General features: G+C 35.8%; 26 protein-coding genes. 10 read left to right on the top strand and 16 right to left on the bottom strand.

Going from position 1 to position 22332, the window contains the following annotated elements; all coding sequences use genetic code 11:
* Window positions 1-11 precede the first annotated feature (11 nt).
* Together nrdG and MHH66_RS08905 are read right to left on the bottom strand one after the other, a co-directional pair.
* Window positions 12-464, bottom strand: a complete 453-nt coding sequence (gene nrdG / locus MHH66_RS08910; protein ID WP_002128495.1) for an anaerobic ribonucleoside-triphosphate reductase activating protein — start codon at window positions 462-464, stop codon at window positions 12-14.
* The gene (locus tag MHH66_RS08905) at window positions 461-2317 is read right to left on the bottom strand and encodes an anaerobic ribonucleoside triphosphate reductase (RefSeq protein ID WP_002167839.1); all 1857 of its coding nucleotides are present in this window, start codon (window positions 2315-2317) and stop codon (window positions 461-463) included. The genes nrdG and MHH66_RS08905 overlap by 4 nt, the downstream gene beginning before the upstream one ends.
* A gap of 225 nt (window positions 2318-2542) precedes the next feature.
* Here MHH66_RS08905 and plsY point away from each other — a divergent pair, with 225 nt between their 5' ends.
* On the top strand, window positions 2543-3139 hold the full coding sequence (gene plsY / locus MHH66_RS08900) for a glycerol-3-phosphate 1-O-acyltransferase PlsY (protein ID WP_002014306.1): 597 nt from the start codon (window positions 2543-2545) through the stop codon (window positions 3137-3139).
* Window positions 3140-3248: 109 nt separating this feature from the next.
* Window positions 3249-3539, top strand: a complete 291-nt coding sequence (locus MHH66_RS08895; RefSeq protein ID WP_002033558.1) for a HesB/YadR/YfhF family protein — start codon at window positions 3249-3251, stop codon at window positions 3537-3539.
* 77 nt (window positions 3540-3616) lie between these two features.
* Here MHH66_RS08895 and MHH66_RS08890 read toward each other — a convergent pair whose 3' ends face one another.
* On the bottom strand, window positions 3617-4036 hold the full coding sequence (locus MHH66_RS08890) for an acyl-CoA thioesterase (RefSeq protein WP_002128497.1): 420 nt from the start codon (window positions 4034-4036) through the stop codon (window positions 3617-3619).
* Between the two features lie 109 nt (window positions 4037-4145).
* Between MHH66_RS08890 and MHH66_RS08885 the strand changes: the two genes are divergently transcribed.
* The gene (locus tag MHH66_RS08885; RefSeq protein WP_078185258.1) at window positions 4146-5438 is read left to right on the top strand and encodes a glycosyl hydrolase family 18 protein; all 1293 of its coding nucleotides are present in this window, start codon (window positions 4146-4148) and stop codon (window positions 5436-5438) included.
* 76 nt (window positions 5439-5514) lie between these two features.
* Here MHH66_RS08885 and sspN read toward each other — a convergent pair whose 3' ends face one another.
* The 4 genes from sspN to MHH66_RS08865 form a co-directional block, all read right to left on the bottom strand.
* On the bottom strand, window positions 5515-5649 hold the full coding sequence (gene sspN / locus MHH66_RS08880; RefSeq protein ID WP_000527988.1) for an acid-soluble spore protein SspN: 135 nt from the start codon (window positions 5647-5649) through the stop codon (window positions 5515-5517).
* Between the two features lie 43 nt (window positions 5650-5692).
* A complete protein-coding gene (locus tag MHH66_RS08875; protein WP_002014298.1) occupies window positions 5693-5836 on the bottom strand; it encodes an FbpB family small basic protein in 144 nt (47 codons plus the stop codon).
* A gap of 131 nt (window positions 5837-5967) precedes the next feature.
* Window positions 5968-6915 (bottom strand): 3'-5' exonuclease, encoded by a 948-nt coding sequence (locus tag MHH66_RS08870; RefSeq protein WP_016100849.1) that lies wholly within the window; start codon window positions 6913-6915, stop codon window positions 5968-5970.
* A 115-nt stretch (window positions 6916-7030) separates the two neighbouring features.
* Window positions 7031-7606, bottom strand: coding sequence for a TlpA family protein disulfide reductase (locus MHH66_RS08865; RefSeq protein ID WP_002128499.1), 576 nt, complete (start codon window positions 7604-7606; stop codon window positions 7031-7033).
* 487 nt (window positions 7607-8093) lie between these two features.
* Between MHH66_RS08865 and MHH66_RS08860 the strand changes: the two genes are divergently transcribed.
* A complete protein-coding gene (locus MHH66_RS08860; protein WP_078185256.1) occupies window positions 8094-8309 on the top strand; it encodes a hypothetical protein in 216 nt (71 codons plus the stop codon).
* Between the two features lie 11 nt (window positions 8310-8320).
* On the top strand, window positions 8321-8653 hold the full coding sequence (locus MHH66_RS08855) for a YmzC family protein (protein ID WP_078185255.1): 333 nt from the start codon (window positions 8321-8323) through the stop codon (window positions 8651-8653).
* 22 nt (window positions 8654-8675) lie between these two features.
* Here MHH66_RS08855 and MHH66_RS08850 read toward each other — a convergent pair whose 3' ends face one another.
* Both MHH66_RS08850 and acnA read right to left on the bottom strand, forming a co-directional pair.
* Window positions 8676-10391 carry an ABC transporter ATP-binding protein gene (locus MHH66_RS08850; RefSeq protein ID WP_078185254.1) on the bottom strand — a complete coding sequence of 572 codons (1716 nt, stop codon included), beginning with the start codon at window positions 10389-10391 and terminating at the stop codon, window positions 8676-8678.
* 69 nt (window positions 10392-10460) lie between these two features.
* Window positions 10461-13184: an aconitate hydratase AcnA gene (acnA, locus tag MHH66_RS08845; RefSeq protein ID WP_078185253.1), complete on the bottom strand. Its 2724-nt coding sequence runs from the start codon at window positions 13182-13184 to the stop codon at window positions 10461-10463.
* 289 nt (window positions 13185-13473) lie between these two features.
* On the opposite strand from acnA, the gene sspO reads away from it, so the two are divergent.
* Window positions 13474-13623: a small acid-soluble spore protein O gene (sspO, locus tag MHH66_RS08840; protein WP_002033549.1), complete on the top strand. Its 150-nt coding sequence runs from the start codon at window positions 13474-13476 to the stop codon at window positions 13621-13623.
* A 37-nt stretch (window positions 13624-13660) separates the two neighbouring features.
* On the opposite strand, the gene pdaB is transcribed toward sspO, so the two are convergent.
* A complete protein-coding gene (pdaB, locus tag MHH66_RS08835) occupies window positions 13661-14386 on the bottom strand; it encodes a polysaccharide deacetylase family sporulation protein PdaB (RefSeq protein ID WP_078185252.1) in 726 nt (241 codons plus the stop codon).
* Window positions 14387-14432: 46 nt separating this feature from the next.
* Window positions 14433-14696, bottom strand: coding sequence for a hypothetical protein (locus MHH66_RS08830; RefSeq protein ID WP_002014282.1), 264 nt, complete (start codon window positions 14694-14696; stop codon window positions 14433-14435).
* A gap of 121 nt (window positions 14697-14817) precedes the next feature.
* Between MHH66_RS08830 and MHH66_RS08825 the strand changes: the two genes are divergently transcribed.
* Together MHH66_RS08825 and MHH66_RS08820 are read left to right on the top strand one after the other, a co-directional pair.
* Window positions 14818-14961 carry a small acid-soluble spore protein P gene (locus MHH66_RS08825; RefSeq protein ID WP_002128508.1) on the top strand — a complete coding sequence of 48 codons (144 nt, stop codon included), beginning with the start codon at window positions 14818-14820 and terminating at the stop codon, window positions 14959-14961.
* A gap of 125 nt (window positions 14962-15086) precedes the next feature.
* Entirely contained in the window at window positions 15087-15473 is a 387-nt protein-coding gene (locus MHH66_RS08820; RefSeq protein WP_002066632.1) for an Hsp20/alpha crystallin family protein, read from the top strand.
* A gap of 51 nt (window positions 15474-15524) precedes the next feature.
* Here MHH66_RS08820 and MHH66_RS08815 read toward each other — a convergent pair whose 3' ends face one another.
* Entirely contained in the window at window positions 15525-16763 is a 1239-nt protein-coding gene (locus MHH66_RS08815) for an MDR family MFS transporter (RefSeq protein WP_002128510.1), read from the bottom strand.
* Between the two features lie 84 nt (window positions 16764-16847).
* Window positions 16848-17240: a hypothetical protein gene (locus MHH66_RS08810; RefSeq protein ID WP_002137716.1), complete on the bottom strand. Its 393-nt coding sequence runs from the start codon at window positions 17238-17240 to the stop codon at window positions 16848-16850.
* A gap of 134 nt (window positions 17241-17374) precedes the next feature.
* Between MHH66_RS08810 and MHH66_RS08805 the strand changes: the two genes are divergently transcribed.
* Entirely contained in the window at window positions 17375-18577 is a 1203-nt protein-coding gene (locus tag MHH66_RS08805) for an alanyl-tRNA editing protein (RefSeq protein WP_165689469.1), read from the top strand.
* A 42-nt stretch (window positions 18578-18619) separates the two neighbouring features.
* Here the strand turns inward: MHH66_RS08805 and MHH66_RS08800 are convergent, their stop codons facing one another.
* On the bottom strand, window positions 18620-19030 hold the full coding sequence (locus MHH66_RS08800) for an NUDIX domain-containing protein (RefSeq protein WP_234803736.1): 411 nt from the start codon (window positions 19028-19030) through the stop codon (window positions 18620-18622).
* 137 nt (window positions 19031-19167) lie between these two features.
* Here MHH66_RS08800 and MHH66_RS08795 point away from each other — a divergent pair, with 137 nt between their 5' ends.
* On the top strand, window positions 19168-19749 hold the full coding sequence (locus tag MHH66_RS08795) for a DUF6434 domain-containing protein (RefSeq protein ID WP_002033539.1): 582 nt from the start codon (window positions 19168-19170) through the stop codon (window positions 19747-19749).
* A 7-nt stretch (window positions 19750-19756) separates the two neighbouring features.
* Here the strand turns inward: MHH66_RS08795 and MHH66_RS08790 are convergent, their stop codons facing one another.
* Window positions 19757-20854 carry an acetyl-CoA C-acyltransferase gene (locus MHH66_RS08790; protein WP_078185250.1) on the bottom strand — a complete coding sequence of 366 codons (1098 nt, stop codon included), beginning with the start codon at window positions 20852-20854 and terminating at the stop codon, window positions 19757-19759.
* The gene (locus tag MHH66_RS08785) at window positions 20847-22310 is read right to left on the bottom strand and encodes an acyl-CoA synthetase (protein ID WP_078185249.1); all 1464 of its coding nucleotides are present in this window, start codon (window positions 22308-22310) and stop codon (window positions 20847-20849) included. Before MHH66_RS08785 ends, MHH66_RS08790 begins: the two co-directional genes overlap by 8 nt.
* Window positions 22311-22332 lie beyond the last annotated feature (22 nt).

Genomic DNA, 22332 nt, shown 5'->3' with positions numbered 1-22332 from the left:
ATCCCGCCTTTTTACTCTTTCAATCGAATAATACGTTGATTGGAGCTTCCGCGAAATGGAAGTGTTAAATCTTTTTTATCAAGTTCAAATCTTCCATCGACCAAAACATCCCCATAATGTAACAATTCTATCATATCATTATTTTGAGCACTCTGTATCTCTTCTAACCTGTAACCTGTATAAATCCATAGATTTTTTCTCAAATCCTTCACTGCTTTTGCTACTTTTTTCACTTCAGCAGCTTGAAAAAATGGATCTCCGCCTGAAAATGTTACATCGGTTAATGAATTTTTTTCAATCTCTTTCACAATTTCTTCTACCGTCATTTCAGTTCCATTGCAAACATTCCATGATTTCGGATTATGGCAACCGATACAACGATGCGGACAGCCCGCAAAAAACACGACTGTCCGCAATCCTTCTCCATCTACTACACTATCATGAATGATATTCATAACTTTCATTTATGCTTCACCCGATCCATCTCTTCACTACGTTTCGCGCTATTCCACTTTGACATATCTCCAACAAGATATCCTGTTATGCGGCGAATTCTTTCTATTTCATTCTCATCTTCATTCCCGCAACTCGGACATTCATTCCCGATAATGCCATGATAACTACAGCACTTACAACGATCAACAGGATGGTTAATTGAACCGTACCCCACTCCGTACTGCGCCATCGCTTGTACAATTTGCTTTAACGCTTTTTGATTATGCACAGCTGCACCATCTAGTTCAATGTACGTAATATGTCCGCCATTACAAAGAGCGTGGAACGGTCCTTCTAATCGAATTTTATCTATCGCTTGAATATTGTAATACACCGGTACATGGAACGAATTTGTATAATAATTATGATTTGTCACACCGCTAATTACACCAAATTCTTCTCTATCTTTTTTCACAAACTTTCCTGATAACCCTTCTGCCGGCGTTGCAATTACAGAGAAATTGAGTTGATGTTCTTCCATCGCCTTATCCATTCTCTCTCTCATAAAGGAAATAATTTCATATCCAAGCTTCCACGATTCTTCATTTTCTCCATGATGCTTTCCAGTTAACGCTACTAAACATTCTGCAAGACCGATAAAACCAAGACTTAACGTCCCTTGTTTTAAAATCGGTGCCACAGCATCTTCAGGTTGTAACGTCTCTCCACCGCGCCATACACCTTGTGAATATAAGAACTGAAAATCTCTTGCTCTCTTTGTACATTGATAAGCAAATCTCTCTAATAATTGCTTAACGCCTAAATCTAAATAATAACTTAGCGCTTCAAAAAACGCTTCTTTCGATCCACTAATTAGCCCTAATTTCACTAAATTAATAGAAGTAAACGACAGATTACCTCTTCCTATTGCCGTTTCTTCTCCATGTATATTAGACATAACACGAGTGCGACATCCCATGTAACATACTTCACTTTCAGGTCGTCCATCATAGTGCACTGCATTAAATGGAGCATCTAAAAACGAAAAGTTAGGGAATAATCGCTCAGCGGTCGTTTCTAACGCTAATTCAAATAAATCATAGTTCGGATCACACTCTTCAAAGTTCACCCCTTTTTTCATTTTGAAAATTTGAATAGGAAAAATCGGTGTTTCTCCTTTACCAAGTCCAGCTTGCGTCGCTTTTAAAAGTTGCTTAATTAAAAGTCTTCCCTCTTTCGATGTGTCTGTTCCGTAGTTAATAGAAATAAATGGTACTTGTCCCCCGCCCCTACTATGCATACTATTTGAATTATGAACGAAAGCCTCACACGCCTGATACGTATCATTTTCTGTCTCTTTCCATGCAAATTCCTCTATTTGTTCTTTCGTAAGCGGATATGACTGTAGTCGTTTTTTATGTCTCTTTACTGTTTTTCTCACATATGGAGCTAAATCAATATCAAAGAGTGCAAACGATTGACCACCGTGCTGCATATTTTGATTCGCCTGAAAAATAATTGAAGAAAGCGCCAACGCACTTTTAATGTCTTGCGGTTGTCTCATATGTCCATGTCCAGTATGAAAACCGTTAGCTAGCATTTGCGCTAACGGAATTTGCGAACAAGTCGTCGTTCCTGTTGCATAAAAATCTAAATCATGTGGATATAATATATTTTGATCTATCGCTTTTTTCACTTGATCTGATAATAATTTTTCTACTGCATAATACTTTGCGCTCTCAGATGCGAACGTTCCCATTACTCCCATTGGAGATCGACCATCTACATTTGCATTTTCCTGCATTAAATCTTGTTCATTACCGTGGATAATTGTCTCAAATACTTTCATTAATTCTTCTCCACGTACATTTTGTTTCAACATTCATAACCCTCCACCAACATGTTGTTGTCTTTTGATTAAAATCATACAACATATAGTTCTTCTGTTCCTGTGAAAAATGTAACATTCCTGTGAAAGTTTTTTTAAAAATTAATGACTTTTTCATTTATAAAAAAGAAATGTGCTCTTTACAAATGTATGGTACAATAAATGGGAAAAACTCTTTTTACCCTTTATCAACACATTTGTATAAAGGAGACTGAACTCATGGTTATTACATATCTTTTATTTATCGTTGCCTATCTACTCGGTTCGATTCCATTTGCATTAGTCGTTGGAAAAATTGGTTATGGAATCGACATTCGTGAGCATGGAAGCGGTAATCTAGGCGGAACAAATACATTCCGTACATTAGGGAAAAAAGCAGGTTTTATCGTAACAATTGCTGACATTTTAAAAGGTACATTAGCAACAGGTCTACCGATTATTTTCGGGTCAGATATTCACCCACTATGGTTTGGATTAGCCGCTGTTCTTGGACATGTCTATCCGATCTTCGCAAAATTCCGCGGGGGGAAAGCAGTTGCAACTTCTGCTGGGGTGCTATTATGCTATTCACCAGTTGTTTTTGCAATATTAGCTGTTGTCTTTTTCAGCCTTTTATTTACAACAAGATACGTATCACTTTCTTCTATGATAACAGCTGTCGTTGCTGTTATTGCATCCATTGTTAGCGGGGATAAAATCTTCATTATTGCGATGTGTTTATTAGCAGGTATGGTTATTTATAAACACCGTGCAAATATCGGACGAATTATAAATAAAACTGAACCAAAAGCAAACTTTTCAAAAAAGCAAAAATAAGATCGTAACCCACATAACGCAAAAAGAAAACGTGAAGCATATTAATAGCGTCTTTTTGCGTTATTTTTTATACTAAAAGAAAAAGCAACATAATTTGGAGGAACTATACATGAATCTTTCCGTAACAAAAGAAGCAGCACAATGGTATAAAAACGAATTAAACTTACAATCGGGTGAAACAATACGCCTTTTCGTACAATACGGCGGTTGCAGTACTGTGCAAAAAGGACTTTCTTTAGGTATTCGTAAAGATGACCCTGCGCACCCTGCTGTTCAAACTCAAGAAGAAGGTATTAACTTCTTTATTGAAGGCGATGATGAGTGGTTCTTCGATGGACATAATTTATTAGTTACACTTAACGACGGTGATGATTTCCCTCAATTTAATTATGAAAAATAAAAAAGCGTGGCTTCTGCCACGCTTTTTTTATCCCGCTATTTGCGGGTAGTAAGACCCCCACTGATTAAAGTTTCACTTTATTTCTTTTTAATTTCCTCATATTTCGCATACCACTCAGGATATAATTTTTTAAATGATACAGGGCGGAACCCTTCTTTTTTCGCACAAATATTCGTCGTGCTTGCAGTAATACAAAGTTCGCCATCACCATTATAAATTTCATATCCATATACAACGCGGAGCGGGCTCACAGTATCAACCCACGTTTTCACAATAGCTTTTTCTCCGTAACGCATCGCTTTACGATATGAAATTTGCAAGTCTAATACAGGAGAAATAATTCCCTCTTTCTCCATTTCAACATATGAAAATCCTAATTCTTGTATAAGTTTAGTGCGCCCAAGTTCTAGCCACACTAAATAGTTTGAATGGTAAACAACACCCATCTGGTCTGTTTCCGCATAGCGGATTTCAACTTCATGTTCTGCTACAAACATTTCTATTCGCCTTCTTTCACTTCTGCTACCTTGCATACATTTAATCATAATACAGAGGAATCAAAAATAAAATAAAAACAGTGAATCTTTTACCGAAAGGGGCAAGCACATGATCCAAATTGTAACTGTTCGTAGCGGTGATAGTGTTTATGGTTTAGCATCAAAGTACGGATCTACACCTGAAGAAATTGTAAAAGACAATGGACTAAATCCAGCTGAAACACTCGTTGTTGGTCAGGCACTTATCGTTAATACAAAAGGCAATAATTATTATGTACAGCCAGGTGACAGCCTTTATCGAATTTCTCAAACGTATAACGTCCCTCTCGCCAGTTTAGCTAAAGTTAATAACCTTTCATTAAAATCTATTCTCCATGTCGGACAGCAATTATATATACCGAAAGGAACAAAACGAGCAGTAGAATCCATTGCTTATTTACAGCCTTCAACAATACCGATAAAAGAAAGTTTAGTAAATGCTACACGTGCTATTAATCCATTTTTAACATATTTAGCCTACTTCAGCTTTGAAGCAAAAAGAGACGGCACTTTAAAAGAACCGACGGAAACAGCGAAAATCGCTAATATTGCAACGCAAGGTAACACCATCCCTATGCTCGTTATTACAAATATTGAAAATGGAAATTTCAGTGCCGATCTGACCTCGGTTATTTTACGCGATGCAACAATTCAAAACAAGTTTATTACTAACATTTTGCAAACAGCTGAAAAATATGGCATGCGAGACATTCATTTCGATTTCGAGAGTGTGGCACCTGAAGATCGCGAAGCGTATAATCGTTTTTTACGAAATGTGAAAACACGCTTACCTAGCGGATACACATTAAATACAACACTTGTACCGAAAACGAGCTCAAATCAAAAAGGGAAATTTTTTGAGGCTCACGATTATAAAGCACAAGGACAAATTGTTGATTTCGTCGTCATTATGACATACGACTGGGGTTGGCAAGGTGGACCACCGATGGCGATTTCCCCTATTGGTCCTGTAAAAGAAGTACTTCAATATGCAAAATCTCAAATGCCCCCACAAAAAATTATGATGGGGCAAAATTTATATGGATTTGATTGGAAACTTCCTTTCAAACAAGGGAATCCACCCGCAAAAGCAGTTAGCTCTGTCGCAGCTGTTGCACTTGCTCGTAAATACAATGTTCCTATCCGCTATGATTTCACAGCCCAAGCTCCACATTTTAATTACTTTGATGAAAACGGCGTACAACACGAGGTTTGGTTTGAAGATTCGAGGTCTATTCAAAGTAAATTCAATTTAATGAAAGAACAAGGCATTGGCGGTATTAGTTACTGGAAGATTGGTCTACCATTCCCACAAAATTGGCGTTTACTCGTTGAAAACTTTACAATTACGAAAAAAGGCTGACGAAAGTCAGCTTTTTAAATATTTTTATAATATTATCCAAACACACAAAAAGGAGAATGATGACATTCTCCTTTTTTTAACCGTTATCAACAATTGGTTGTTTGCCAGTTTGGTCTTGCATTTGCTTTCCTTTATTGCCACCAGCTTTTTTCGATTGTGTTCCAATTTGATTTGGTGCAAAGTCTTTTGAATTCTTTTTCGGATTACCCATTACTATCGCCTCCTTAACACTAGTATCGTACTAGTGTTAAGAATTATTCAGCCTGCTTAAAAAGTTTCATTTCATAACGTTTTTCAATTCGTTTTTCAATTCGATCCATTGCATCACGATCGCTTAATAATTGTTGTTTATTTTCATTTACAAGTTCTTCAAACGATCTACGGCGACTTCTTCTCATGTTGCTCACCCTTTCTTCTACGCTTTCTTATTACATAGTATGAGCAAATGAAAAACTCTTTAATCAGATTTGCAAGAAAATTTTATGTTTTGATAAAAAATCCCATGCGCATATATTGCACATGGGATTTTTTACACCATCGTATTTAAATATTTTTTAATTTCTTCATCCGCATTTACTTTATTTGCTCTATATTCATCCAGCGCTCGTAATACAGAATCGTATTCTGCTACAATGTAGCTCTCTAGCTTCAAAATGTCCTCTACACTGTCAATCATAATTCTCGTGTTGCCAATCTCACTTTTCAATGCTGCCTCGTATGTTAAGCTCGTACAAATTTCTCTTACATCGTCTTCCATTTTTTCTGTTAACACATATTTCTTTCGCCCTTTGACCTTTAACCTTATAATTGGGTAAAAGGCTTTTATATCTAAATAACTCCCAACATTCATACAACGAATCCACTCAATATCACGTTTATTTCGTACAAGCATTTCTTTTACTGCTTCAAATACCGCTGTTTCATCAAGTACTTCCTTATTCGCTTTTCTTTTTCCTTCTTCTTCAACCGCTGCACATTTTTGATAAACAGCCGCACACGTAATACAGTCGTCAAATGCATTATGAGAACTTAATCGAATTCCAAGCATTCGTTTTAACGTTTCAAGTTTATGATTAGGCGCATGCTTCATATATTTTTTCGCTAAAAACACAGTATCAATAACGTTATTTTTAGGCTCAGGTAGTCCAAGCATATTTACATTACTTTTTAAAAAACGCATATCAAAAGATGCATTATGAGCGACAATAACATTTGTATGTAAAAATGCTAAAAATAAAGGTAATACTTCTTCAATCGTCGGTGCATCTGAAACACGATAATTTGTAATACCTGTTAAACTCGTTATTCGGTCCGGAATTGAACGCTCTGGATTCACATAGGAAACAAATTGATCTACTAGTTCATGATTATGATATTTCACTGCTGCGACTTGAATAATTTTATCATTATAAGGGTTAAATCCTGTTGTTTCAAAATCAATTACAACATAATCTAACGGTAAGGATATATTCCCCACTTCAAACACTCCTTTACCTCTAAACGTTTATATTTCTTTTATCATAACACGCTGCTATCACTACGTGAAAAAGAAAAGGCAGAAATGGTAACTTTCCACCTCTACCTTTTCACCGTTATTTTAATTTAGCAATCCGTTTCTCCATCTCTTTTTGCGTCATCGGTCCAATGAACTTATCTTGAATGACACCTTCTGTATCAATAAAATAAGAAGTTGGAATGGTAATTACTTTATACGCTGTTGTCACATCAATGTTCTTGTCCAATAAAATAGGAAAAGTAATTCCTTTTTCTTTAGCGAAGTTCCTTACCTTTTCTTCTCCCCCTCCTTTTTCTGAAGGAGTATAGTTTATAGCTAAAATTTCTACGTTTTCTTTATGTTCTTTATAAAAGGCCTCCATATCAGGCATTTCTTGCTGACAAGGCCCACACCACGTTGCCCAAAAGTTTAAAATAACTTTCTTTCCTTTTAAATTGGATAACTTTACATTCGTTCCATCTATCTTTGCTAATTCAAAATCTGGTGCGCTCTTTCCAATTTCAATACCGTTCCTTGCGAAAATCTCTTTCATAGCCGCTTCACTTTTGGCAGGCTTTTCTTGCATTACTTGATCCTCTTTACCAAACTGTTCATAAGCTGCATATCCCGCTAAACAAAGTAACACTACAATAATGGTAAGCTTCCGCCACATATTATATCACCCTTACGTGTTTATCTTCTTATTACATAATCACCAAAATACTATATACCTTATTTTAGCTTATACGGACAAGCTTGGAAATATTCACAGTCGAAATAGTTAGAATATTTATAGTCAGGATGAAATATTTCCCTTTTTATCATATAATTAGAAATAAATACAAAACTTGCGAGGTGATATGTATTTTACAATTACTTATCAACCCTTTCACTTTTGTTTTTTTCACTTTACCATTACTATGTATTTTTTTTAGCACCTTACTATACAAATTCAAATGGGCTGCAATTATTATTTCTTTTACTGTTCCACTTCCACTTATATTTTTCATTATCGTCTCTAAATTTAATATACACCTAGCTTTACAAAACTTAGACGCTTGGATTGTTTATAGTACTGTTTATTCTGTACTTTCCTACATAACAGCAGCGCTAATACGAAGAAAACTGCACATGTAGAGCTTTCAAAAAGGGGGATTTTTATGAATTTATTTGAAAAAATACTATTATATATTCTTAGTTTTATATTTTCACCAATCGGGATTATCACTTGGATCATCTCGCTCTTCAGTAAAGATCCTGAAAAAAAGCAAGTGGGACGTATTTGTCTCTATGTCGCTTTAATCTCATTTATCCTTTTAGCTGGTCTCGGTATTCTTAGTTTCTTCACGATGACTACCACCACTACTATACAATAGTTACAGAAAGGATGATTGTTTTGGGAGAACACCCTATTAGTAAAGAACTTCGCTATATACGAATATGTTTAGTTATTTTAGTAATCGTTCTTTTATTTTTCAACGGTGAACGAGTCGTTGAAATTTCTACAAATCATGATTCCATAGAAAATATTTCCACCAGTAATATGACACAGATTGCTGAAAATACATTTGCTATTCAAGAATATAATCCATCACTAAGTAGCGAACGTACGGTCAAAATTTTCAAATATAATCCGGATACAAATCAACTTACTCTAGTCAAAGAGTTTAGCACTAACGATACTGAGTCTTATACGTATCAACTTAATAAGAGTGAATAAAGATAAGAGCGCTATATAGCTCTTATCTTTTTATTAGCATCTCTTTAAACAATGACTTACACGTTAATAATTCTCTAGGATCCCCGCATTCCACAACAATTCCATTCTTCATGACCACAACTCGATCCGCTATCATCGCCCTCTCAACATCATGTGTCGTCACAATTCTCGTTACATTCCCCCCTAGCCCTTTAAGCATATTCCAAACCACTTCTTGATTGCTCAGATCTAATCCCGCAGTCGGTTCATCTAGAATAATGAGATTCGGATTTGATACAATCGCTCGCAATAACGCAAGACGCTTTCTCTCTCCTCCCGAAAACTCTTCACCGCTTTTATGTAGTACAGTCTGAATCCCTTTAGATAAACTCCTAATAATTGACTTCGCATTTACAAGTTCAATATTTTTTGCTAACTGGTTTTCTAAATACTCTTCCCCGAAATACATATTCTCTTTTACTGTCGTCCGAAAGAAACGAGGTTCTTGCCACACTGTAGTCATACGAGCCCCATTACCATAATAAACAATGCTACCGTTAGATGGTTTATACACACCCGTTATTAATTTTAAAAGCGTTGTTTTTCCTGCACCACTTTCTCCTACAATAATGACGAGTTCACCAGGATTAATTTGCAAATGAATATTTTTAATTCTACATCTCTCTTCGACGTTCTCTTGAAATGAAACATTTGTTAATCTCATTCCCATCGCTCTCTCTACATTTCTGTATTCAGCTCCTATATTTAAAAAACAAAAAACTCGATTTGCCGAAGCAATAGCAACTTGTGTCATCATTAATAAATCACTTGCATAACGAACAGGAAAAAATAACATCTCAATTGTAGCTAATACCGCTACAAGCGAACCGACTTCCATATCCCCTTTTATTATTTTTTTTGCTCCTATAATAAGAACAACTATATATGCTCCTGTTTCTATTACCGTTCCAACTATCCCAATACAATGTTGTATCATCGTCTTCCTTACTTCTGTTTTATAAGATTGTGCCGTCACTCCTTTAAACAAATGAATTGCCCATTTTTCTTTTTGTAAGCTACGTAAATCTTGTATACCTTTTACAAACTGTGACATCATCTCTACAACACTTGATTGATTTTTTTGAGCAATACTTGCAATATTTCTTACTTTTCCCCCCATAAGCATTGGAACAATTGCACTTAAAAATAAAAACGGGGTTATCCACCATATGAACTGTACATCGATATGTTGTAGAGCTATGAACGCACCAATAAATTGTGCAATGGCGTGGATGTATTCTATTAATATAGATCCATATAACCTTACCCAATTCGGAATATTAGAAACGACTAATGTTTCTAACTCCCCTTGTTTTACCTTCTCACTTTCTTCAAACGGTAATAAGAAAAAATGACGTAATACATCTATACGCTTCTCTCGTAATATTCGCTGACTTACTTTTGAGCTTACATAATCAAATAACAGATTGTTCACCCACATCAAAAATCGACTCCCCGTAAACAAAGCAATATATACATACGTACCTTTTAACTCCCGCTGAATAATGTTATCTACAATTAGCCCCATAAATAGCGGACGGGATAAATTTAAAATGGCAGCTACTATTCCGCTACAAATCGCACTAATTAGCAATAGCTTTTCTTGCAACAGCGGCAACATTATTCTTCTATACTCATTCATTGTCATTCCCCCAATTTTGCATAATAAAAGGAAAGGGATGAAACCAAATGGTTTCATCCCTTTCCCTCTGTACATAAAGTAAGGAAGCTAACAAATGTTAGCTTCCTTATCATTCATTTCAATTATTTAGTTTGACACTTTAGACTCTTCGATTTTCGAACGAAGAACCATTTGCAAGATACCACCGTGACGGTAGTAGTCAATTTCAACTTCACTATCGAAACGGGCTACTACTTCAAATTGCTTCTCTTTTCCTTCTGCATCGATTGCAACTACTTTTACAAGATCGCGTGGTCTAACCGTTTTGTCAATTTGAATTTCAAATGACTCGTCACCAACAAGACCTAATGTTTCAGCACTGTCGCCATCTTTAAATTGTAATGGTAATACGCCCATTAATACTAAGTTACTGCGGTGAATACGCTCGAAGCTTTCTGCGATTACTGCTTTAATACCTAATAAGTTTGTACCTTTCGCAGCCCAGTCACGAGAACTTCCCATACCGTAGTCTTTACCAGCAACAACTAGAAGGCCTGTGCCATCTTCTTTATATTTCATCGCAGCATCATAGATAGATGTTACTTCACCAGTTGGCCAATATGTTGTATATCCGCCTTCTGTTCCTGGTGCGATTTGGTTTTTAATACGGATGTTTGCAAATGTACCACGCATCATAACTTCATGGTTACCACGACGAGAACCGTAAGAGTTAAAGTCGACTGGTTGTACGCCGTTTTCTAGTAAATAACGTCCAGCTGGCGTGTGCTTACCAATTGAACCTGCTGGTGAAATGTGGTCTGTCGTTACAGAATCACCAAATTTACCAACTATGCGTAAACCTGATAACGTTTCAACTTCACCTGGCTCTTTAGATAATCCTTCGAAGAACGGTGGGTTTTGAATGTATGTTGAATCATTATCCCAAGTATATAAAGCTTCATTTGAAGTTTGGATTTCATTCCAGCGCTCATTGCTGTTAAATACTTGTGCATATTCTTTTTTGAACAATTCAGATGTAACAACACTTTGAACTACATCTTCAATTTCTTTAGCTGATGGCCAAATATCATTAAAGTAAACAGCATTACCATTTACATCTTTACCGATTTCATCATTTTTCAGGTCAATATCAACAGTACCTGCAAGTGCATATGCCACAACAAGTGGTGGTGATGCTAAGTAGTTTGCCTTTACAAGTGGGTGAATACGACCTTCAAAGTTACGGTTACCAGATAAAACAGATGTTACTAATAAATCATTTGCTGCGATTGCTTCTTCTAATTCCTCTGCTAATGGACCAGAGTTACCGATACAAGTCGTACAGCCGTAACCAACTGTTTGGAAACCTAATTGATCTAAATACGTTGTTAAACCAGACTTATCTAAGTACTCTGTAACAACTTTAGATCCTGGTGCTAACGATGTTTTTACGTAACCAGGTACTTTAAGTCCTTTTTCAATTGCTTTCTTCGCAACTAACCCTGCTCCAATTAACACGTACGGATTTGACGTATTTGTACAGCTTGTAATTGCAGCGATTGCAATTCCACCTGTTTTCATCGTTACTTCTTGATCTTTCAATGTAACTTTCACTTCTTTATCAAACTCTTGCTCATTGAATCCAAGCCCTTGTGTTCCAACTGGTGCTACAACAGCTTTATGGAACTCCTCTTTCATATTTGAAAGTGGGATTAAATCTTGCGGACGTTTCGGTCCAGAAAGATTAGATTCGATTGTATTTAAATCAATTTCAACAAGATCAGTATAAATTGGATCTTTACTGTCTGCTGTATAGAATAAGCCATTTGCTTTACAATATTCTTCAACAACGCGAATTTGCTCTTCATCTCTACCTGTTAAACGTAAGTATTCTAATGAAATATCGTCGATTGGGAAGAATCCACAAGTTGCACCGTATTCTGGTGCCATATTTGAAATTGTTGCACGGTCAGCTAAAGGCATGCTCTTTAGTCCATTACCGAAGAACTCAACAAATTTACCAACTACACCTTTTTGACGTAACACTTGTGTTACTTTTAATGCAACGTCAGTTGCTGTTGTACCACTTGGAAGTGTACCAGTTAATTTCACACCGATTACTTCAGGTACTGGGAAATATGAAGGCTGTCCAAGCATTCCTGCTTCTGCTTCAATACCACCAACGCCCCATCCAAGAACACCAATACCATTAATCATTGTTGTATGTGAGTCAGTTCCAACTAATGAATCTGGGTATGCAACTAAGTCACCTTCAGCATTTTTCACCGCATGAACAACCGGTGCTAAATATTCAAGATTTACTTGGTGTACAATACCTGTTGCTGGTGGAACTGCACGGTAGTTATCAAATGATTTCTGTGCCCAGCTTAAAAATTTATAACGTTCTTCATTACGTTTAAACTCTAAGTCCATGTTGAATGCAAGCGAGTCCGCTGTACCCGCTCTATCAACCTGTACAGAGTGGTCAATTACAAGGTCTACAGTAATTTCCGGATTAATTTTATCAGGATCTCCGCCCATATCTGCCATTGCTTTACGAAGCGAAGCCAAATCTACAACAGCTGGAACACCTGTGAAGTCTTGTAAGATTACGCGAGATGGTTTAAACGGAACATCGATATCTTGAACATCTTTCGTTCCCCATTTCGCTAAATTTGTAACATGTTCTTCTGTAATTACGCGTCCGTCTACTTGACGAAGTACAGATTCAAGTAAAACTCTCACGGAATATGGTAATTGAGATACGTTGCCAACCCCTGCGTTTTCAAGCGCTTTCAATTGATAATAATGATACGTCTTTCCATCTAGTTCAAAAGTTGCACGTGATTGAAATGGATTATGTTTGACCATTATGTTTCCCCCCTGTTAAACGTGACTAATTTGTCTGAATATAAAATGTAGACAAACTTTTCAATACCTTACGATAATATCTTATTACAACTTTCTAAATAAGTAAATAATAAGAAACTTATGGATTATCATAAGTTTTCTTTATCTTTCTAAATTTGAATAGTGTCCATGCTCTTTATTAATACTATTACTATAAAGTAAAGCACTCTTTCAGTGTTTTACTTTACGTTCATATATGCTATGAACGACTCATGGTTCGTCTATAAAAAACATTATAGAGGTGAGAAAAATGGGTAAAAGAAAAGCCAATCATATTATTTCAGGAATGAATGCTGCATCCGCCCAAGGGCAAGGAACTGGCTATAATGAAGAGTTCGCAAATGAACCTTTAACTCCGGCAGAGCGACAAAATAATAAGAAACGAAAAAAGAATCAGTAACGAAAAATCCCAAAAGGTATACCTTTTGGGATTTTCTCTAATGTTTATAACGTAACAACTCCGAAACTGTTACAAATCGATAACCCTGCTTTTTCAGTTCAGGTAAAATTTTTGCTAATGCCGCCACTGTTTGACTACGATCACTTCCTCCATCGTGCAACAGTACAATATCTCCACTTTTAGCATTTTTCACAACATGATTTACTATGGATTCTGTACCCGGATTCGCCCAATCACGAGGGTCTTGATGCCATGACCATAGAACAATTTGATACCCAGCTTTTTTTGCCGTAGTAAATACAGCATCATTAATATATCCACCTGGCGGACGGAACAATAAAGGTTCTTTCACCCATTTTTCAAAATATTTCTTTCCATTTAAAATATCATGTTCTAATTTTTCATCTGATGAATTACTCGCATACAAATGATTCATCGTATGATTTCCGACTTCATGCCCTTCTTTCAACACTTGCTTTACTAAGTACGGATTACGCTGAACTCGAAAGCCAATCATAAAAAAAGTCGCTTCCGCTTTATATTGACGTAATAACTCTAATACTTGCGGTGTATAAGTTGGGTCCGGTCCATCATCAAATGTAATTGCGATAATTTTTTCATTATTTGGCACTTCCCATGTTACATAGCCAGTTGGCTCTAGCTCTTTTCTTAACAACATTTTAGCTTCCACTTTGTCCACTTGAAATATATGTACTGCACAAATTAAAGAAAAAATTGATAGAATAATTTTTCGTTTCAGCATAGTAGCACTAAAAGTAATGAGGTTGTTGAATTCACAACAACCTTTTTCACTTTTCTATTTGATCTACATTTCGCATAATATTTTGGAGATTACTTTCATATTGCTCAAGTTGTGGACGCTGCGTTTCTGATGCTACTTCAAGTGCATTTTGAATCTGTTCGTACGCCTCTTGCACTTCTTGGCGTAACTCTTTTAAATCATGGCCGTAATTCGGGTCATTTTTCACAATATTATTGAATATATTTTCCGCTTGAACAACCCCTTGCTGCGCGGCCTGAAAAGCCTGTTGCTTATCTTTATGATATGGCATAACACTTTCCCCTTCCTATATGAGTTAGTCCTACTTATCTTTACCCATTTCTCAAAAAACATTCTCGTATAAATTCGCAAACTTCTCTCATTCTAAATAGGGAGAGGAGGTGTAAAATACAATGGGTAAAAACAAGAATCAATCTAATCGTCAAAACGAGAAAAAAGGGCAATCTTCTGGACAGCCCGAGCCTTTAAGTGGATCTCATAAAGTTAAAAACCGTAATCATTCACGTCAAAAAAATCATGCACATCATGATATGTAAAGCAAAAGTATTCACACACACTGTATCTTTCACATAAAATGTTTATATTTTTCTATTTGTTCTTCACCTCTATTTCATTCATGCATAACATAGTATGAATTGAGATTTTACGGAGGGTGTCTTTCATGGGCAAGAAAAAGAAGGATTGTCTTTTTCATGTTGATGGTTTCGAAGAATGGATGGATCAATTTTGTTCCGATTCTTATAGTAACTTTAGTTTTCCAAATCAAATTCATATTGACCTTTGTGAAACAGAACAAGAATACATTTTGGAAACAGATGTACTAAATGTAACTGAACAAGATGTACTCATTAAAAAGATGGAGACAGGCCTAAACATTTGCATACTTCATAAAAATAATTCTTTACAGCGGATAATTCCTTTACCTGCTAATATTATTTATAAGAAGATGCTAGCCTGCTTAGAGAATGGATATTTAGCCATTCATATTTCCAAAAATGAAGTTGCCAACACGCATGAAGAGAAAGTCTTTTTTCGAATTAACGATTAATATAAATACAAACATAAGCCCCAGCAACCTTTTAGTTTGCTGGGGCTTATGTTATTTCGCATGTATTTCTATTTTAGAATTTCTAATATATCTTTTTTTCATTAAGCTTTTTGTAACTAATAGGACTGGAAATGCAGTGGTTGAAAAAACAGCTAATATAAAAAATACAATAAAGCCATTTTGATATCCATAATGATCGAGAAGTATCCCGCCAAACCAAGGACCAATTACTACTCCAATTCCCGAAAAGCCCATAGCTCCAAAATATGTCCCTTTCAAATGCGAAACAGCTATCTCATCAATAAATACATCTGTCATTGAAAACATTAATACTTCTCCGAATGTAAAAATAATTGTACATATAGCAGCCCCTAACATAGATTCTACTAGTCCAAATCCAAACAATCCCCCGCTCACAAATAACGTTCCAACCATAATAGATGCTAACGGCGTATACTTTTTACACATTTGAATAACAGGGTATTGAATAACTACTACTGTAACCGCATTTAAAGTTAGCATATATGAGAACAACTTTACTCCATCTTGAAATATATGTGCGTTTGCAAAATATTGAGATAGTGTCGTCGTTAAATGTGAAAAACCACTATTACTCAAAATGATTCCGACTAAAGCAACTAAAAATACTATGTCTTTTCGCAAAATCCGAACCGCACTTAACATTGTGACCGGATTTTCTGTAGTTACTTTCTTATTATCAAGTGGATATTTCTTAAATTGAAACGCTAATATAACTGTATATAAAATGTACACTCCAGCGGCTACTAAAAAAGGAATCGTTGATTTTGCACTTCCAATCTGTAATCCAACAAGTGGACCCATCGCTACTCCAACATTTATTGCACCGTAACGCAAATTATATACGAGTAAACGATACTCTGGTTTCGTTAAATCTGATAATAAAGCTCTTGATGTCGGTTCAAAAAAAGAACGACATAATCCATTCAAAGCGTTTAATAGAAAGAAACTCAAAACATGATCTGCAACTGAAAATCCTATAAATACAAACACCCAAACAATCATGGACCATATTATAATCATCTTTCGACCAAATCGATCCGATAAATTGCCTCCAATAAAACTAGCTAACACTCCAACAAGCGCACTCGTTCCAATGATAGCACCGGTCATTCCAGCCGATACGTCTTTAACAGTCGTTAAATAAATCGCTAAAAAAGGAATGCTCATTGAAGTTGCAAACCTAGCAAATAATGTCCCTATAATGATACTCATTCCAAGTGGATGAATATTTTGTAACTTCCCCTTCATCTTTAAACCTACTCTCCCTTTTCTTACATAAAAAAAGAAAGCAAAGGATCTGCTTTCTTTTTCCTTTTTCTATACTTGAGATGTTTATACCCGAGCTGTTCTCGTTATTTCCATATCAATTCCGTATGTAAACTGTAGTTCTTTACAAACATCTTTAATCAAAATAGCTACATTATACTTTTCATTAAATTCTAAAACAATGCTTTCTACTTCTTCATATGTATACTTATATTCGCCAGTAATTACACTTTTTAAATCAAAGCATTCATTAATACAAAGCTGGACGAGTAATTGTTCATACTTCTCTATGACATCTTCTTTTTTCCAAAGTAACTCCTTTACATATAACCGATCAAATTTCACACTTTCTCGATTACAATCCGTTAAAATCCGGGTCATCTCATTTAATTCTCGATATAATTCGGAAATATTTCTGCTTAAACTAAGCAACTTATCTACGCCGTTTTCATATGGCATTTTCATTCCCCCCCCGCATTTTCTTCTTATTATAGCAAGAAAATTCTAAAAAAAGTTTCTTTCTTCTGAAATATTAGGAAACTAATTTCAATTGCTTTACAATGAAACTAGCTAACACGAAAGGGGAAAGAAAATTGGAGAAAAAATTATATTACATCGACGCTTATAAGAAAGACTTTACTACTAAAGTTATAAAACAAGAGCATGATACAGAAGGAAACTTATATGTTGTCTTAAATGAAACTGCATTTTATCCAACAGGCGGCGGACAACCACATGACACTGGAACTTTAAATGGTATTCCGGTAATTAACGTTGAAGAAGTAAATGGAGAAATTCGTCATTTCATAATAGAACAATTACATACAGAAGAAGTAGAAGGTAAAATAGATTGGGAGCGCCGTTTTGACCATATGCAACAACATACAGCTCAGCACATTTTATCCGCTGCTTTTTGGGATCACTTTAACATACCGACAATCGGGTTCCATCTTGGAAAAGAAACTATAACCATTGATTTAGAAACTGCCAATCTTTCTACAGAAACTGTTGAGAAGGCCGCACAAATTGCTAATCAAATTGTTTTTGAAAACCCCCCTATTCGTATTAAATGGATGAACTTAGAAGAGGCCAAAGCATTACCCCTTCGCAAAGAACCAACTATGACAGAAAATATACGGGTTGTTATCATCGAAAACTATGACTACAACGGTTGTGGTGGAACACACCCGAAACATACAGGTGAAGTAGGTCCTATTCAAGTACTAGGATGGGAGCGCAATAAAGGTGGTATACGCTTAACATTTATAGCTGGTTGGCGTTCTCTTAAATTAATGGGACAACATCAACAAATATTAACCGATGTTTCTAAGCAATTGAACAGTAGCGAAACTGATATTCCAGCAAAAGTAGCACAACTTCTTACCTCTCAAAAAGAAAACGAAAAGGCAATACAAGCAATGAATGAAAAACTATTATTTGTAGAAGCAAATGAACTATTACAACAACCTGCAGAAATATATGCTGGAACACTTATCTCTCGAGCATTTACAAATCGCTCTATGCAAGAAGTCGCAAAACTAGCTGCCATTATTACAGAACAACAAGAACACGCAATTACATACTTCGTTATTGAAAATGAGGACAAATTACAATGTATTCTTGCTTGTGGTAAAGCAGTGACACTCGATATGAATGCTCTTTTAAAAGATGCCCTCCCTTCTATTGAAGGAAAAGGCGGAGGAAATAAAAAGAGTGCTCGTGGCGGTGGGAAAGCAATTATGAGTAGAGATGAGTTTTTAAATCAACTTGTTTCTTCTTTACAGTCAGCAGTGTAAAACATGTTTATGAAGGGTAGCTAACGGCTATCCTTCAATTATTTACAGGCCTATATTTTGTTTCAAGCCTTGATAACTCCCTGCACTTGCAAAACCTTCACTTATAAGAGTTATAAAAGTTTCCGAAAAACCATAATGACTTAAGTCTTTAATCACTACCATTTGTACATCATGAATTGGATTAAGATCAAATTCATTAGAAGGTAGCGTAATTTCACCTTCAATCCTTTCAAGCAGAAACGTAATATGTAATAAAGATGGACTAGCATCTGGTTTATCACAAACATAGAGTAGCTTCTTAATTTTAACTTCTAATCCTGTTTCTTCTCTCATTTCTCGAATCATCGCTTCTTCTAACGTTTCACCGTTCTCTACTCTTCCTCCAGGTAAAGACCAATTGCGATTAGCAACTTTTTGCTTTACTAGCAATACTTTTTCATCTTCAATTAAAATTCCCGTAACACGAACTTACATTACACTTTCCATATGTAATCTCCTCTTCCCGTTATATTTACAAATTAATCCTTCCACAAAAAGAACATATGTTTTATAATTAAAGAAAATTATGGAAGAAAGAAGTTGTTACATCTATGCGTCCACCTTTAACAAAGTCTATATCACTTGAAGATTTCCAAAACTTTTATTGGTTAAAAGCAGAACTCCAAACATTTTGTCGTGAGCATGGTTTGTCAGCTAGTGGCTCTAAGATTGAAATAACCGAGCGTATCTCACATTATTTACATACTGGTAAAATATTAAAAAACAGCTCTAGTCAAAAGGTGAGTAAAGCTTCCCTCTCTTATAAAGAACTTTCTCTTCAAACGATTATTACTAACAATCACCGCTGTAGCGAAGATGTTCGTTCTTTTTTCAAAGAAAAAATCGGAGCAAACTTCCGCTTTACAGTAGCTCTTCAAAAATTTTTTAAAGAGAATGTTGGAAAAACATATGAAGACGCGATAACGTTTTGGTATGAAGAAAACGAACGAAAAAAAGATCCTACATACAAAACAACTATCAGCGCGCAGTTTGAATACAATCGTTTCACTCGCGACTTTTTCGAAGATCCAAATAACAAAGGGAAATCAAAAGCTGATGCTATCGCTGCTTGGAATGAAATAAAAGCAAAACCTGGTAGTAATGCTTATATTCCTCAAAAAGTAGAAAACTAGTCCCTTTCTAGTTTTCTACTTTCTCAAATAATAGCGCAAGCCCTATTCCACCACCAATTCCTAACGTCGTAATTCCATATTTCATATGCTCTCTTTGTGCTTGATAAAACAAACGTGTCACAAGCATAGCTCCAGATGCACCGTACGGATGACCGAGCGCAATTTCTCCACCATTTACATTTAATTTTCCAAAAGGAATTTGTAACTCCTTTGCACAAGCAACAATTTTTGAAGCAAATGCTTCATTTATTTCAAAATAATCGATGTCCTCTACTTTCATATTCATTTCGTTTAATAATTTGTTCACCGCAAATATCGGACCAGTCCCTGGAAGATTGGGATCCACGCCAACTACAGCACTACGAACGAAACGAAGTACAGGCTTGTATCCTAATTTTCGGGCTTGCCCCTCTTCCATTACAAGAACAGCACATGCTCCATCATTTACACCGCACGAATTACCTGCCGTTACTGTACCATTTTTCAAAAATGCGGGCTTTGTTCTTTTAATCATTCTTTCATAATTCATTTCTCGTTTTATAGATTCATCTAATAATCCATTAAAATAATGAGGTAATATCTCTTCTTGTATATATCCTTTTTCTAATGCTTGCAGCGTTCTTTTATAGCTAAGACAAGCATATTCATCTTGCATCTCTTTTGTTATGTTATATTGCTCTGCAACATACTCAGCCGCTAATCCCATATCTGGATCACCAATTGTTTCTGGTGAAAATCGCGCTCTATTTTGAAAAGGTGATGTACTTGTACTCTCTACTCCTCCTGCAATATAACAATTACCTGCGCCGCCTTGAATGAAATGACATGCGGTGCGAATCGCTTCCAATCCAGCGCCGCATTGCCTATCAATCGTTACACCAGGAATATGATAACCAAGTCCTGCCGCTAAAGCAGATAATCTTGCAACATTCCCTCCCGGCCCCACAATATTCCCTAATATGACATCGTCTATTTCTCTCTCAATTCCTTTACTTAAAAACGTAAGAAGCGGCGTTACTAATTGCTGAACTTCATAATCTTTCAACATCCCATTTTTCTTACCAATAGGTGTTCTTTTCGCTTCTACAATAACCGCTCTATTCATATATCTTCTCCCGGTTTTCAATCATATTTTTTGCTGCATTGCGAGCTATTTTCCCGCTATTTGTATAAGGTATTTCATCAACAAAGTACCATTCTTTCGGTATTTTAAAAGATGATAATCGTTGTAAGCAAAAACTCTTTAATTGTTGCTTTGTAGCACTTCCTTTTACGATAGCGACAGGCTTTTCACCCCAGTAACTATCTTCTACACCAACCACAACTATTTCTTCAACAGCTGGATGTGTCTGTAATACCCTTTCTATTTCTTCTGGATAAATATTAATTCCTCCAAATAAAATCATATTCTTCTCTCTACCAACAATATATATAAAGCCTTCTTCATCTTGGTAGCCCACATCCTGCACTGTCATCCAGCCACCTTCGGACAATTGCGGGATTATAGCTCCATCCGATACATAGCCCATAAAAAATTGATCACTTTTCACATACACAGTTCCTATCTCACCTGTCTGTACTTCTTCTCCTGCTTCATTACATATTCGAACTTGTACATTATGACAAGGTTTCCCTACTGAATTCGGTTTTCTTTCACTCTCTTCATCAACCAATGCCGTTACAAAGCTTAGCTCAGACGCACCATAAAACTCATATCTTTTTGCATAAGGAAACACATTCTTCATCTTCTCTTTTGCTTCAGCTTCCCATTTCGCTCCTGACGAAATAATTTTCATTTCACTTTCAATTACTTTATTTTCTTTATACAAAGACTCAAGCATTGTAGGAACTGTATACATTACAGAAATATTCTCTATCCTTATAGTAGATAGCACTTGAACTGGTACAAACTTTCTCATTATGTGTACCGTTTGCCCTAAAAACAATGCACTTATTGCCCCGTATAAGAAAAGAGAATGAACGAGCGTCCCAGCTATTAAAATAAAATCTTCTTTTTTCATATGAAAGTCATGTATATTGCAATCAAAACTATGAACCCACGATTGTTGTGCACGTAAAAATGCTTTTGCCTTCCCAGTCGATCCTGATGTAAATCCCATATAAAACGGAGCATTTTGTACACTTTCTACAGGATTATATGTAGGAAGATAGTTCTCTATCATTCTTTTCCACTCATCAATTTCAATTACTCTTCCTTCTTCATCCGGTAGATCATTGACCTTATATCGCTCTGTCACAATCACATCCGGATTACTAATTGCAATTCTTTCTTTGAGCTCATCCTCTTTCCACTTTATATCTAACGGCACACAAACCCATCCAGCCATCGCGGAACCCGCAAATAGTTGTAAAAACTCCATACTATTTTCTAATACAATTGCTATCGTTTTATTCTGCGATTCTTTTTCATTCAACCAATTTTCTACTTTACATACTGACTCAAACCACTCTTTATATGTTAATACTCGATCATTTTCCTTTATTGCTATTTTATTTGTTTGTAAAGAGGCATACTTTTTATATTCTTTTGTAATCCCCATTTGAGACGTCCTTTCTTTACAA

The sequence above is a fragment of the Bacillus sp. FSL H8-0492 genome (assembly GCF_038006145.1).
GTDB classification, from domain to species: domain Bacteria; phylum Bacillota; class Bacilli; order Bacillales; family Bacillaceae_G; genus Bacillus_A; species Bacillus_A mycoides.
This window is presented reverse-complemented; position numbering and strand designations above follow the sequence as displayed.